This is a genomic window from Aeromonas sp. QDB39, from assembly GCF_027707585.1.
GTDB classification, from domain to species: Bacteria; Pseudomonadota; Gammaproteobacteria; order Enterobacterales; family Aeromonadaceae; genus Aeromonas; species Aeromonas hydrophila.
In genome coordinates, this window is the sequence record NZ_JAPCIV010000003.1 from 112,006 (window position 1) to 125,795 (window position 13,790).

A 13,790-nucleotide genomic window follows, 5' to 3' on the forward strand; every position below is an offset into this window, starting at 1 on the left:
CTATGAACGTCACATTCTCTGTCTACAGATACAATCCCGATGTTGATAACGTCCCTCATATGAAGGAATATCGTCTTGATATTCCTGAAGGTTCCGACATGATGGTGCTCGACGCACTGATCCAGCTCAAAGAGCTGGATCCCACGCTCGCCTTCCGCCGCTCTTGCCGCGAAGGGGTCTGTGGATCTGACGGTCTCAACATGAATGGCAAGAACGGTCTTGCCTGCATCACCCCGCTCTCCGATCTGCTGAAGAAGGGCAATAACGTCGTTATCCGTCCCTTGCCAGGCCTGCCGGTGATCCGTGATCTGGTGATCGACATGACCCAGTTCTACACCCAGTGGGAGAAGGTCAAACCCTTCCTCATCAACGACGAAAAATTGCCGCCCGTGCGTGAGCACCTGCAATCCCCCGAAGAGCGCGCCAAGCTGGATGGCCTGTACGAGTGTATTCTCTGTGCCTGCTGCTCCACCTCTTGCCCCTCCTTCTGGTGGAACCCGGACAAGTTCATCGGCCCGGCCGGTCTGCTCGCCGCCTATCGCTGGCTGGCTGATAGCCGCGATACCGCGGCTACCGATCGACTGGGTAATCTGGATGACGCCTTCAGCGTGTTCCGTTGCCACGGCATCATGAACTGCGTGAACGTCTGTCCCAAGGGCTTGAACCCGACCAAGGCCATCGGTCAGATCAAGTCGATGCTGCTCAATCGGGCTGTTTAGTATCAGGGCCAGGGCGTCACGCGCCAGGCCCGACCTCTGGATAGCCATCCGTCACCATGGCTGGATGGCTATTTAAACCCTACAAGCTGCGCTGCAGTGAACAAGATGTACAAGGGATAGAAATGCATAACGGCGTGATGAAGGCCTGGTTGGAGTCATCTCACCTGGCTGGTGCGAATGCAAGCTATATTGAGGATTTGTACGAATCCTTCCTGGAAGACCCCGAGTCCGTAGCCGAAGAGTGGCGCAGCCTGTTTAGCTCGCTGCCCCAGGTCAATGGCCATGCGATAGAACAACCTCACTCCCGAGTCCGCGATTATTTCCGTCGCCTGGCCAAGGATCCCTCCCGCTACAGTGCCCCCGTCTCCGATCCGCAAGTGGATGCCAAGCAGGTGCGGGTATTGCAGCTGATCAACGCCTTCCGCTTCCGTGGCCATCAAAACGCCAATCTGGATCCGCTCGGCCTCTGGGCGCGTGAAACCGTTGCCGAACTGGATCCCGCGTTTCACAACCTGCAGGGCGCAGACATGGAGGCCACCTTCAACGTGGGCTCCTACGCCATCGGCCGCGAGACCATGGTGCTCTCCGATCTGTATGCCTCGCTGAAGAAAACCTACTGCGGCAGCATCGGCGCCGACTACATGCACCTCACCTCCACCGAGGAGAAGCGCTGGCTGCAACAGCGTCTCGAATCCATCGAAGGGACGGGCAGCTACACCCTGGAAGAGAAGACCCGCTTCCTCGAGAGCCTGACCGCCGCCGAAGGGCTGGAAAAATACCTGGGCGCCAAGTTCCCGGGGGCCAAGCGTTTCTCCCTGGAAGGGGGCGATGCCATGGTGCCCATGCTCAAAGAGCTTATTCGCCGCGCCGGTGAGCAGGGCTGCAAAGAGGCCGTCATCGGCATGGCCCACCGCGGCCGTCTCAACGTGCTGATCAACGTGCTGGGCAAGCGCGCCCAGGACCTGTTCGACGAGTTTGCCGGCAAGCACGGCGAATCCTGGGGCACGGGTGACGTGAAGTACCACATGGGCTTCTCGTCCGACTTCGCCACCCCGGGCGGCAACGTCCACCTGGCGCTCGCCTTCAACCCGTCTCACCTCGAAATCGTCAACCCTGTGGTCATCGGCTCGGTCCGTGCCCGCATGGACCGCCGTGGTGACAAGGACGGCTCGACCGTACTGCCCATCACCATCCACGGCGACTCCGCCATGGCCGGTCAGGGCGTGGTGGCCGAGACCTTCAACATGTCCCAGACCCGTGCCTATGGCGTGGGCGGGACCGTGCGCATCGTCATCAACAACCAGGTGGGCTTCACCACCTCTTACATTCGTGACCTGCGCTCCACCGAATATTGCACCGACATCGCCAAGGCGGTGCAGGCCCCCGTGCTGCACGTCAACGGCGATGACCCAGAAGCCGTGGTGCTGGTGACCCAGATTGCGCTGGATTACCGCAACACCTTCAAGCGCGACGTGGTGATCGAGCTGGTCTGCTACCGTCGTCACGGTCACAACGAGGCCGACGAGCCGAGTGCGACCCAGCCGCTGATGTACCAGAAGATCAAACAGCACCCGACCCCGCGCAAGATCTACGCCGACCAGCTGGTGGCGGAAGGCAGCATCAGTCAGGAGCTGGCCACTACCCTGGTCAACGAATATCGCGAGACCCTGGATCGCGGTGAGCGGGTGAGCAAGGAGTGGCGTCCGATGGAGCTGCACTCCGTCGACTGGACCCCTTATCTCGGTCACGACTGGGCCATGGCCTATGACAGCACTGTACCGATGGATCATCTGAAGTCCCTCGGCGAGCGCATCAGCCAGTACCCGGCCACCCACGTGCTGCAGCGCCAGGTCGAGAAGATCTACGAAGACCGCCGTCTGATGGCCGCCGGCGAGAAGCTGCTGGACTGGGGCTTTGCCGAGACCCTGGCCTACGCCACCCTGGTGGACAAAGGCTCGCGTATCCGCTTCACCGGGGAAGACTCCGGCCGTGGCACCTTCTTCCACCGCCACGCCGTGCTGCACAGCCAGACCGATGCCAGCACCTACACCCCGCTGTGCAACCTGCACGACGAACAGGGCCCGTTCGAGGTGTACGACTCCGTGCTGACCGAAAACGCGGTATTGGCCTTCGAATATGGCTACGCCAGCGCCGAGCCGGCCGGCCTCACCATCTGGGAAGCCCAGTTCGGTGACTTCGCCAACTGTGCCCAGGTGGTGGTCGATCAGTTCCTCTCCTCCGGCGAGCAGAAGTGGGGCCGGATGTGCGGCCTGACCATGCTGCTGCCGCACGGCTACGAAGGGCAGGGCCCGGAGCACTCCTCCGCCCGTCTGGAGCGCTATCTGCAGATGTGCGCCCAGCACAACATGCAGGTGTGCGTACCGTCCACCCCGGCGCAGGTGTTCCACATGCTGCGTCGCCAGGTGGTACGTCCGATGCGCCGTCCGCTCATCGTGATGACGCCCAAATCCCTGCTGCGCCACCCGCTGGCGGTGAGCAAGCTCGAAGAGCTGGCCGAAGGCACCTTCCAGAACGCCATCGGCGAGATCGATGCGCTGGATCCGAAGGGCGTCAAGCGCGTGGTGTTCTGCTCCGGCAAGGTCTACTACGACCTGCTCGATGCCCGTCGCAAGGCCGAGCAGCAAGATGTGGCGCTGGTGCGAATTGAGCAGCTCTACCCCTTCCCGGAAGAGGAAGTGCGCGCCATTCTGGCCGACTATGCCCACGTCACCGACTTCGTCTGGTGTCAGGAAGAGCCGCAGAACCAGGGCGCCTGGTACTGCACCCGTCATCACTATGACAGCGTGCTGCCAAGCCATGCCCGTCTGCGTTATGCCGGTCGCCCGGCGTCGGCTTCACCGGCCGTCGGTTACATGTCAGTCCACGCCAAGCAGCAAAAAGCCCTGGTGGAAGACGCGCTGACCCTGGAATAAACCCGTTGCGAAGGAGAGGGCGCGCCGCTGCGCCGACCCTCTCCGACTCTGGAACAAGCCTGCTGGCCAAGAAGTAACAAGGAACTGATTAGATGACTATCGAGATCAAAGTACCGGACCTGCCGGAATCAGTGGCGGATGCCACCATCGCCACCTGGCACAAGAAACCGGGTGATCTGGTTGCCCGTGATGAAGTGCTGGTCGACATCGAGACCGACAAGGTCGTGCTGGAAGTGCCGGCGCCGGAAGCCGGCGTGCTGGGCGACATCCTGCAAAGCGAAGGGGCCACCGTGCTCTCCCGCCAGCTGATCGCCATGCTCAAGCCTGCCCCGGTGGCCGGCGAAGAGACCAAGGAGAAGCCGGTGGAAGCGGTGGCCGATGACGCTGCCGATGGTCTGAGCCCCTCCGTGCGCCGCCTGGTGGCCGAGCATGACATCGACGTCGCCAAGCTGACCGGTACCGGCAAGGGTGGTCGCGTCACCAAGGAAGACGTGGAAGCCTTCATCAAGGGTGGCAACAAGCCTGCCGCCGCCCCGGTTGTCGCTGCAGCCCCGGCTGCACCGGTCGCTCCGCTGGCCGGTCGCACTGAAAAGCGCGTGCCCATGACCCGTCTGCGCAAGCGCATCGCCGAGCGTCTGCTGGAGGCCAAGAACACCACCGCCATGCTGACCACCTTCAATGAGATCAACATGGCGCCCATCATGAAGCTGCGCAAGCAGTACGGCGAGATCTTCGAGAAGAAGCACGGCATCAAGCTCGGCTTCATGTCCTTCTACGTGAAGGCGGTGGTGGAATCCCTCAAGCGCTACCCCGAAGTGAACGCGGCGCTGGATGGTGACGACATCGTCTACCACAACTACTTCGACGTCAGCATCGCCGTCTCCACCCCCCGTGGTCTGGTGACCCCGGTGCTGCGTGACTGCGACAACATGAGCCTGGCCGACATCGAGAAGGCCATCAAAGACCTGGCCGGCAAGGGCCGTGACGGCAAGCTGACCGTGGATGAACTGACCGGCGGCAACTTCACCATCACCAACGGTGGCGTGTTCGGCTCCCTGATGTCCACCCCGATCATCAACCCGCCCCAGAGCGCCATTCTGGGCATGCACAAGATCCAGGACCGCCCCATGGCCGTCGACGGCAAGGTCGAGATCCTGCCGATGATGTACCTGGCGCTCTCCTACGATCACCGCATCATCGACGGCCGCGAGTCGGTGGGCTTCCTGGTCTCCATCAAGGAGCTCTTGGAAGATCCGACCCGTCTGCTGCTGGACGTCTAAAGAAATCGGCCGGACCGGCAAGCCCTCTGGCTTGATGGCTCGCGCCACAAGCTTGCCGCCGGACTTCCCGTTCGGCGGCAAGCGGGGGCCAAGCCGGCCCCGACGGAACGTCTGAGTGAAAGTGAAATTAGAAAGATAACGAGGGGCCGCCTTGGCCCCTTTCACAGGGGATTGAGAAACACGAGCCCCGGACGGAAATACCTACAACACGGATAGAGCATCTATGAATCTGCATGAATATCAGGCAAAACAGCTGTTTGCCGAGTATGGCCTGCCGGTCTCCGAAGGTTATGCCTGTGCCACCCCGCAGGAAGCGGCCGAAGCGGCCGACAAGATTGGCGGCAACACCTGGGTCGTCAAGTGCCAGGTCCACGCCGGTGGCCGCGGTAAAGCGGGCGGCGTCAAGCTGGCCAAGAGCAAGGACGAGATCCGTGCCTTCGCCCAGAACTGGCTCGGCAAGAACCTGGTGACCTATCAGACTGACGCCAACGGTCAGCCGGTCACCAAGATCCTGGTGGAATCTTGCACCGACATCGCCAAGGAGCTCTATCTGGGCGCCGTGGTTGACCGTGGCTCTCGCCGCGTGGTCTTCATGGCCTCTACCGAAGGTGGCGTGGAGATTGAAAAAGTCGCCCACGAAACCCCGGAACTCATTCACAAAGCCGCCATCGATCCGCTGGTCGGCCCGCAGCCTTATCAGGCCCGCGAGCTGGCCTTCAAACTGGGTCTGGTCGGCGAGCAGATCAAGCAGTTCACCAAGATCTTCATGGGTCTGGGCCAGATGTTCCTGGACTGCGACTTCGCCCTGCTGGAAATCAACCCGCTGGTGATCACCGCCCAGGGCAACCTGCACTGCCTGGACGGCAAGATCAACATCGATGCCAACGCCCTGTACCGTCAGCCCAAGCTGCGCCAGATGCACGATCCGTCCCAGGATGACCCCCGCGAAGCGCACGCCGCCCAGTGGGAGCTGAACTATGTGGCGCTCGATGGCAACATCGGCTGCATGGTCAACGGTGCGGGTCTGGCCATGGGCACCATGGATATCGTCAACCTGCACGGCGGCTCACCGGCCAACTTCCTGGACGTCGGCGGCGGCGCCACCAAGGAGCGGGTGACCGAGGCGTTCAAGATCATCCTCTCCGACAGCAAGGTACAAGCCGTGCTGGTCAACATCTTCGGTGGCATCGTGCGCTGCGACATGATCGCGGAAGGCATCATCGGCGCCGTCAAGGAAGTGGGGGTGAAAGTGCCCGTGGTGGTGCGTCTGGAAGGCAACAACGCCGAACTGGGTGCCCGTAAACTGGCCGACAGCGGCCTCAATATCATCGCCGCAACGAGTCTGACTGACGCAGCTCAGCAAGTGGTAAAAGCAGCGGAGGCCAAATAATGAGCGTTCTGATCAACAAAGACACCAAGGTGATCTGCCAGGGCTTTACCGGCGGTCAGGGCACTTTCCACTCCGAACAGGCGATTGCCTACGGTACCCAGATGGTCGGCGGCGTCTCCCCGGGCAAGGGTGGCACCACCCACCTGGGCCTGCCGGTGTTCAACACCGTCCGTGACGCCGTGGAAGCCACCGGCGCCACTGCCTCCGTCATCTATGTCCCGGCCCCGTTCTGCAAGGACGCCATCCTGGAAGCCATCGATGCCGGCATCAAGCTCATCGTCACCATCACCGAAGGCATCCCGACTCTGGACATGCTGGACGTCAAGGTGAAGCTGCAGGAAACCGGCGTGCGCATGATAGGGCCCAACTGCCCGGGCGTCATCACCCCGGGTGAGTGCAAGATCGGCATCATGCCAGGCCACATCCACAAGCCGGGCAAGGTGGGCATTGTCTCCCGCTCCGGCACCCTGACCTATGAAGCGGTCAAGCAGACCACGGACGAGGGCTTCGGCCAGTCCACCTGCGTCGGTATCGGTGGCGACCCCATCCCGGGTTCCAACTTCATCGACATCCTGGAGATGTTCCAGAATGATCCGCAGACCGAAGCCATCGTGATGATCGGCGAGATCGGCGGCAACGCCGAGGAAGATGCGGCGGCCTACATCAAGGCCCATGTCACCAAGCCGGTGGTCTCCTACATCGCGGGGGTCACCGCCCCGGCTGGCAAGCGCATGGGTCATGCGGGCGCCATCATCGCCGGTGGCAAAGGCACCGCGGCCGAGAAATTTGCCGCCCTAGAAGATGCCGGCGTGAAAACCGTGCGGTCGCTCGCCGATATCGGCAAGGCCCTGCGTGAAGTAACCGGCTGGTAAGTTCTTTTGCCTGTTATCTCTGATAAAAATGCCGCCCTTGGGGCGGCATTTTTTATAGGGATAGTTTTTTCGCCTGCGTAACTTAATTCAGTACACATCTCAGCTCAAAGGGGCGCTGGTCTCTGCGTGCGATGAATTGAAGACCATCATGTAAACGATACAATCATAATAATAAAATTTGCACATGCTGAATGGCGAACTATATTCTTATGGTTTGCAAGTGATATTGGTATCAATGCTGCTGGGGGAGATAATATGATGACTTCGAAATGTATGTTTTTATTTTGTATTTCTTCTGCACTTATTTCTGGCTGTTCTAGTAATCTAAGTGCAGTAGATAAACTTACTAGCTCGACTCAAAATGATGGCGGTATCTCATCTTACTTTAATGACATTCCATTTCAAAGTCGCTTTCTTGCAATAAATGGCCAACTTCCTATAGATACTGTAGGAATGCCTTGCGTTGCGAGTAGTTATCGAGTGCCATATTCAATGATATGTCTGAGTACAGATAAGTCGAAAGTTATCGAATATGACTACCCCGTGACAGGAAATCCTGGTAAAAAAATAAAAGACATTAAAAACAGCTTCACTAATTTAGAGAAAAAATCACAAGACTTAGTTACCAAATTACTTGTTAAGGCTACTTGCCAAAATGCAGGAAAAGAAGAATGCACGGCGGAGGTTGAGAGTGCATCTACTGCTCAGTCAGAATTTCAATCTTTACAGGCGGAAGTATTATCAAAGTTGTCAGATGGTAATACGTTTATATTTCAGTGGAGCAGCACAGCCGGTGGTGGATTCGATGTAGAAGCTGACCCCTATGGGAAAATTGATGGGCAGGGTGGCTATCAGAATAGTGGAATTACAATCGTGTCTGGTTTACGCATATCCCAATTTTTAGTGGGAAATGATATCAGCAGTATTTATCGGAATTTGCCAAAGGATACTAAATTAGCAACATTTGTCATGCAGGCACAAGGAATTGCATATATAAGTACTAGAAGCATTAGTGCTACGGTGCAAGCTCGTTTAGGGCTAACGCCCACTCAATTTAGTGACATAATAAGCACTTTGTCTGGCGCTCAGAAAATACAACTGGCAGCAGCTTTCAATTATGTAAGCAGCCTGAGTAATGAGGGTCAATTTCACACTGTAAATAAGAACATTAAAGATGTGCCGACGTGGAGCGCAACAGGTAAGATAGAAGACCATGGATATCAAACTTTCTATGCAACCATGACAAAATTAGATGAGCTTAAAAAAATGATTGAGAGAAAACAGTAAATTAGTTACAGATCACATCTGCATATGCAGTGTGATTATATATGGTTGTTTTATAGTTTTGTTTGTGAACCAATGAGTCATTTTAACAACTTTTTCGATATATTATGACAGTTTTGTGGTTGTATTATCGCAGTGTAATTGGATGCTTGAAAAACATTATTAATGTTTTCCCATTTATTCGAGTGAAATGCCATTTTTGACATTGAAATTGTTTGATGTGGCTACTGATAGAGTAATGTCTTGACCAAGAAAGTCTGATACTCATACTTAATAGGGCAATTCAACCCATCATGGGAACATTAGAATTTCAAAATTTGTTGTCTTGTATCTATTTGTTTCCCATTGTTTTATCGATAGCTACTAGTGAGTAGGCGAGCAAGGCTCTTCCGCCAACCTTGAAAAATCGGGCCATAGGGCGTATAACCACGCGCTTGTCAGTGTATTGAGTGAGCCAACTTTTATGCAGCAGAGTGAACCCGTGCAGAACACCCCCTTTTGGCAGGTAAAAAGCCTGCAACAGATGACCATGACGGAGTGGGAATCCCTGTGCGACGGCTGCGGCAAGTGCTGCCTGAACAAGCTTATCGACGAGGACACCGAGGAGCTGGTGTTCACCAACGTGGCCTGCAACCTGCTCAATACCAAGACCTGCCAGTGCTCCGACTACGGCAACCGCTTTAAAAAAGAGCCGGACTGCCTGCAGATCACTCACGACAAGATTGCCGAATATGACTGGCTGCCCTCTACCTGTGCCTATCGCCTGCTGGCGGAGGGGCAGAGCTTGCCTGAGTGGCATCCGCTTATCACCGGCAGCCGCAGCGCCATGCACCAGGCTGGTCAGTCGGTGCGTGGCAAGGTGGTGCACGAGGTGGATGCCGGCGACTGGATCGATCACATCATTACCTGGGCCAGCTAACGCCAGGCCTGTCTATCAGGCCAGCTGCGAGCCGTACCAACTGCGAAGGGGCAGGGGAGTCATCACTCTCCTGCCCCTTCGGCTTTCTGGCTCCTTCCTAAGTGCTGGACGAAGGCGCCTATTTGTCCGCCTTGCCAGCGGCATCGGCAAGTTTGGCCAGCTGTTTGTCATACCAAGCCACCGGCCGGTTCTCATCCTCTGCCTGCTCCTTGCGCCGGATGGCGCTGCGCACCGCCATGGCGCCCAGCCAGCGAAATGGCTCGGGCGGGAAGTAGCCGCGCGGGCCGCTGACCAGCGCGCATTCGCGCCACGGCTTGTCTGCTTCTCGCACCTCATCTCTCAAAAGGGCCGCCAGGATCTGGCCGCCCATCCAGCTCTGGGCCACCCCGTTGCCGGAATAGCCGAGGCCATAGACGATATTGGGCTGCCCTCGCCAGTGGCCGAAGAAGGGGAGGCCATCTACCGAGCGGTCGGAGGCGCCGCACCAGCTGGCGGCGATGGGCACATCTTTGAGCGCGGGAAAGAAGCGGCGCAGGGTGCGGGTGAGGGGGGCAAGATAACGGCTGGGGGCATCGAACTCGGCCAGATGGCGGTTGGCAAAGGCGAAGGTGTTGCCCCCCTTGCCGAGCATCAGCCGCCCTTGCGGGGTGGTGCGGTAGTAATGGACAAAGGTGCGGCCATCCACCACGGAGCGGCCGTGCTCAAGCTGCTGGGCGGCCAGTGCATCCGGCGCGGGGTCGGTTATCACCATATCGGAGGAGACCAGCACTATGCTGCGGCGAAACTCGCGAAAGTGCGCAACCATGGCGCTGTTGAGGGCCAGCACCACCTTGCGGGCACGCACCTCACCTTGCGGTGTTTGCACCCGCGCAGGCTGGCCCGCCTCAAGGCGCTCCATGGGGGAGTGCTCATAGACCTCGACTCCCAGCTCCCGCGCCACCCGCAGCAGGCCGCGCACCAAGAGCGCCGGTTGCACCGAGCCCGCGTGGGGGCTGTAGAGCCCCTCCAGATGAACGTGGGAGCCGCTCTGACTCGCCAGTTCATCCTCTTCAATCGCCTGCCACTGGTTAAGGTCGGCTCGCTGTAGCTCCCGTAATACCGGCTCCATCAGGCCGCGCTGGGCCTCGCTGGTGGCGGTGTAGCAGGTGCCCTCGACCCTCAGCTCCGCCTCTATGTTGTGAGCTGCGCAGAAGCGGGCGATCTCGTGCACCGCCTGCTCGGATCTTTGCACCAGCCAGGCGGCCTGCTGCTCGCCAAAGAGGCGCTTTAACGTCAGGTATTTGGCCGACCAGGTGAGCAGGCAGCCGCCGTTGCGCCCGGAGGCGCCGCTGCCGCAGCGATCTTTTTCCAGCACCAGGATGCGCAAGCGTGGCTCGGCCTGTTTAAGGGCGATGGCGCTCCACAGCCCGGTAAAGCCGCCGCCGACGATGCAGACATCGGCCTCGTGGTTGCCGACAAGGGGGTTAGGCGGCGCGGGCTGTTCGGCGGCGAGCGCCTCGGCCAGCCAGAAGGGGAGAGTGGACATGATGACTCCTCGACAAGGTTATGGGTGGCGCCAGCGCTGGGTGCGATCTAGCAGGGCGCGGCTCAAAAAGAGCTGGAGCAGCTTGACGGTGGCGGCGGCCAGCAGGATCAGGGTGGCCATGGCGGCGGCCGCGGCGGTATCGCCGGAATCCTCCATATTGAGCACGGCGATGGAGGCGAGCACGCTGTCGCTCGAATAGAGGAAGATCACCGCCGAGGTGGTGGTCATGGCGTTGACGAACAGATAGATGAAGATCTCCAGCAGCGCGGGCAGGGAGGCGGGCAGGGTGACCCGCCAGAACGCCTTCCAGAGCGGAATGCGCAATGAGATGGCCACCAGCTCCAGCTCCTTGGGCAGTTGTTTCAGGCTGGTCAGCGCCGTCAGATGACCCACGGTGTAGTAGTGGATGACGCAGGAGAGCACCATCAGCGGCAGAGTGCCATAGAGAGTGCCGTAGAGGCCGCCAAAGAGCGGATTACCGTTGAAAAAGAAGATGTAACCCAGCCCCAGCACCATGCCGGGCACCGCCAGCGACAGCATGGCGAGCAGATGCAGCAACTGGCGAAGCCATGCAAAGTGGCGCCCCTTCTCCTGTGCCCAGGCTAGCACCATCACCAGCACGGTGCCGATAAGCGCGGTATAGAGGCCCAGCTGCAAGGTGTTGGTAAAGGGCTGCCAGCCGTAGACGCTGTTGCTGTCAAAGGCGTAGTGATCCAGCGTCAGAGCGAGGTTGTAGGGCCAGAACTGTACCAGAGAGCCGTAAACGGCCATCCCCACCAGCGCCAGAAACAGCAGGGCCCAGAGGGTACACCAGCCGAGCGCCAGCAGATCCCGCAGCCGATGGGGTTTGGGCTGATAGGGCACCGCCTTGGTGCTGCTCTGCTCCTGCATCTTGCTGCGTACCCTGTGCTCCAGCGCAAAGCTCAAGAGCGCCGGCAGCAGCAGGGTGACGCTGGCAACGGCGCCCAGCGAGAAGTTCTGCATCCCGATCACCTGTCGATAGATATCGGTGGCCAGCACGCTGTACTGGCCGCCAATCACCTTGGCCACCCCGAAGTCGCAGATGGTGAGGGTGAAGACGGCGATGGCGGCGCTGAGCAGGCCATAACGGGCGGTGGGCAGGGTGACGGTGACAAAGGTGCGCCAGCCGCTGCTGCCCAGCACCCGGGAGGCTTCATAGAGGCGGGCATCGCTCTGACCGAGCGCCGTGATCAGGATCATCAGGGCGTGGGGGAAGCACCAGAAGCCAAGACCGATGACGATACCGATGGGACCGTAGATGCTCTCGCCGCCGAGCAGCCCCTTGGCGATCCCCTGATTGCCAAACCAGTAGACCAGGCTGATGGCGGGCAGCAGGGAGGGCATCAGGAGCGGAATAAGGCCAATGAGGCGAAACAGACTCTTGCCCGGCATGCAGGTGCGGGTGAGGGCATAGGCGTAGCCGCAGGCGATGGTCACCACCAGCGCGGTGATCAGTACCCCGAGCCAGAGGGTGTTGCCGATGGTGCGCCCCAGATGAGGGGAGTCGAAGTAGGCGCTGAAGTTGGCAAGGCCCACCCAGAGCCCGTTCTCATCCTGCAGGCTCTTTTGCAGCATGGTGAGCAGCGGCAGCAAGAGCCCCCCCACCAGCAGGGCGATGCCGAGCGCAAGCAGGAACAGTTGCAGCAGCTGATCCCGGCTCCAGCCGCGACAGAGCCGCTGCCAGCGGGCGTCTTGCCGGGCTGTCGCTGGCGGCAACAGGGAGGAAGTCGCGAAGGGGGCTGTCATGGGCGCTCTCCTTCAAACAGCTGCATCGCCCCGGCGGGCCAGTGCAGCGAGCAGCGCATGCCGCTGCGCCAGCCACCCTGTTGGTGGCGGGGCAGCTCGTGGGTCGGGCGCTCCACCAGAATTTGCTGCGGGCCCAGATAGGTGTCGGCGGTACAGATCAGGCGTTGGGCGGCGCCGAGAAACTCCACCTGATCGATGGTTGCTTCAACGCCATGCTGCCCAAGATACGGCTCGCTCGGTGCACTCAGGGTGATCGCCTCGGGGCGGATCGCCACCTGCAATTTGCTGCCGGCCGCTGCCCGGTTGGCGAGTTGCAGCGGTTGTTCGTTGAGGCGCACCTGAGTGGGGCTGAGCACCAGGGTGTCGAGGAAGTTCATGGTGCCGACGAAGCTTGCCACGAAACGGCTGGCAGGCTGGTGGTAGATCGCCTGCGGGGTGCCTACCTGCACGATGCGGCCACCCTCCATCACCACGATGCGATCGGCCATGGTCAGCGCCTCTTCCTGATCGTGGGTCACCATGATGGTGGTGATGCCAAGGCGCTGTTGCAGGGCACGGATCTCGCTGCGAAGGTGGGTGCGTACCAGTGCATCCAGCGCGCTGAGCGGTTCGTCCAATAGCAACAAACCGGGGGAGAGGGCGAGCGCCCGGGCCAGCGCCACCCGCTGCTGCTGGCCGCCGGAGATCTGGCTCGGGTATTTGTGGGACTGGGCCGTGAGATCCACCAGCCCCAGCCAGTGATCGACCCGCTCCTTGATGAGGTCCCGCGCCAGCCCCTGATTCTCAAGGCCGAAGGCGATGTTCTGGGCCACCGTCAGGTTGGGGAAGAGGGCGTAGGACTGAAACACGATGCCAAAATCGCGCTGCTGGGGCGGCAGCCGGGAGATATTGCGCCCCCCTTGCCAGATCTCGCCGCTGTCCGGCAGATCCAGCCCGGCGATGGCCCTGAGCAAGGTGGTCTTGCCGCAGCCGGAGGGGCCGAGAAAGCAGATAAACTCCCCCGGCTCAATGGTCAGAGAGATCCCCTTGAGGGCCTGAAAAGCACCGAACTGCTTGTTGAGATGTTGAATGTCCAGATAGGGCTGGGTCATGGTTCGACTC

10 protein-coding genes are annotated in these 13,790 nt (G+C 59.7%); 7 read left to right on the top strand and 3 right to left on the bottom strand.

Translation table 11 applies throughout. The features are described 5' to 3' along the window. Positions 1–2: 2 nt before the first annotated feature. The 7 genes from PG899_RS02765 to PG899_RS02795 all read left to right on the top strand — a co-directional run bounded on the left by PG899_RS02765 (position 3) and on the right by PG899_RS02795 (position 9,397). Positions 3–719, top strand: a complete 717-nt coding sequence (locus PG899_RS02765) for a succinate dehydrogenase iron-sulfur subunit (protein ID WP_011705798.1) — start codon at positions 3–5, stop codon at positions 717–719. Between the two features lie 122 nt (positions 720–841). Next, positions 842–3,652, top strand: a complete 2,811-nt coding sequence (gene sucA / locus PG899_RS02770) for a 2-oxoglutarate dehydrogenase E1 component (RefSeq protein WP_024945410.1) — start codon at positions 842–844, stop codon at positions 3,650–3,652. A 92-nt stretch (positions 3,653–3,744) separates the two neighbouring features. After that, entirely contained in the window at positions 3,745–4,932 is a 1,188-nt protein-coding gene (odhB, locus tag PG899_RS02775) for a 2-oxoglutarate dehydrogenase complex dihydrolipoyllysine-residue succinyltransferase (protein ID WP_017409622.1), read from the top strand. Between the two features lie 223 nt (positions 4,933–5,155). After that, entirely contained in the window at positions 5,156–6,322 is a 1,167-nt protein-coding gene (gene sucC / locus PG899_RS02780) for an ADP-forming succinate--CoA ligase subunit beta (RefSeq protein WP_016350506.1), read from the top strand. Continuing rightward, the gene (gene sucD / locus PG899_RS02785; protein WP_005300222.1) at positions 6,322–7,194 is read left to right on the top strand and encodes a succinate--CoA ligase subunit alpha; all 873 of its coding nucleotides are present in this window, start codon (positions 6,322–6,324) and stop codon (positions 7,192–7,194) included. The genes sucC and sucD overlap by 1 nt, the downstream gene beginning before the upstream one ends. 255 nt (positions 7,195–7,449) lie before the next feature. Then, the gene (locus PG899_RS02790) at positions 7,450–8,481 is read left to right on the top strand and encodes a hypothetical protein (RefSeq protein ID WP_190283619.1); all 1,032 of its coding nucleotides are present in this window, start codon (positions 7,450–7,452) and stop codon (positions 8,479–8,481) included. Between the two features lie 460 nt (positions 8,482–8,941). Next, complete coding sequence (locus PG899_RS02795; protein ID WP_077096517.1) at positions 8,942–9,397, top strand: YcgN family cysteine cluster protein; 456 nt, start codon at positions 8,942–8,944, stop codon at positions 9,395–9,397. A gap of 118 nt (positions 9,398–9,515) precedes the next feature. Here PG899_RS02795 and PG899_RS02800 read toward each other — a convergent pair whose 3' ends face one another. Genes PG899_RS02800 through PG899_RS02810 form a run of 3 tightly spaced genes read right to left on the bottom strand, consistent with a single transcriptional unit; the run spans position 9,516 to position 13,780 of the window. Then, entirely contained in the window at positions 9,516–10,922 is a 1,407-nt protein-coding gene (locus tag PG899_RS02800; RefSeq protein WP_190283618.1) for an FAD-dependent oxidoreductase, read from the bottom strand. Between the two features lie 18 nt (positions 10,923–10,940). Continuing rightward, positions 10,941–12,689 (bottom strand): putative 2-aminoethylphosphonate ABC transporter permease subunit, encoded by a 1,749-nt coding sequence (locus PG899_RS02805; RefSeq protein WP_077096516.1) that lies wholly within the window; start codon positions 12,687–12,689, stop codon positions 10,941–10,943. After that, the gene (locus PG899_RS02810; RefSeq protein WP_077096515.1) at positions 12,686–13,780 is read right to left on the bottom strand and encodes a putative 2-aminoethylphosphonate ABC transporter ATP-binding protein; all 1,095 of its coding nucleotides are present in this window, start codon (positions 13,778–13,780) and stop codon (positions 12,686–12,688) included. The genes PG899_RS02805 and PG899_RS02810 overlap by 4 nt, the downstream gene beginning before the upstream one ends. Positions 13,781–13,790: the final 10 nt, after the last annotated feature.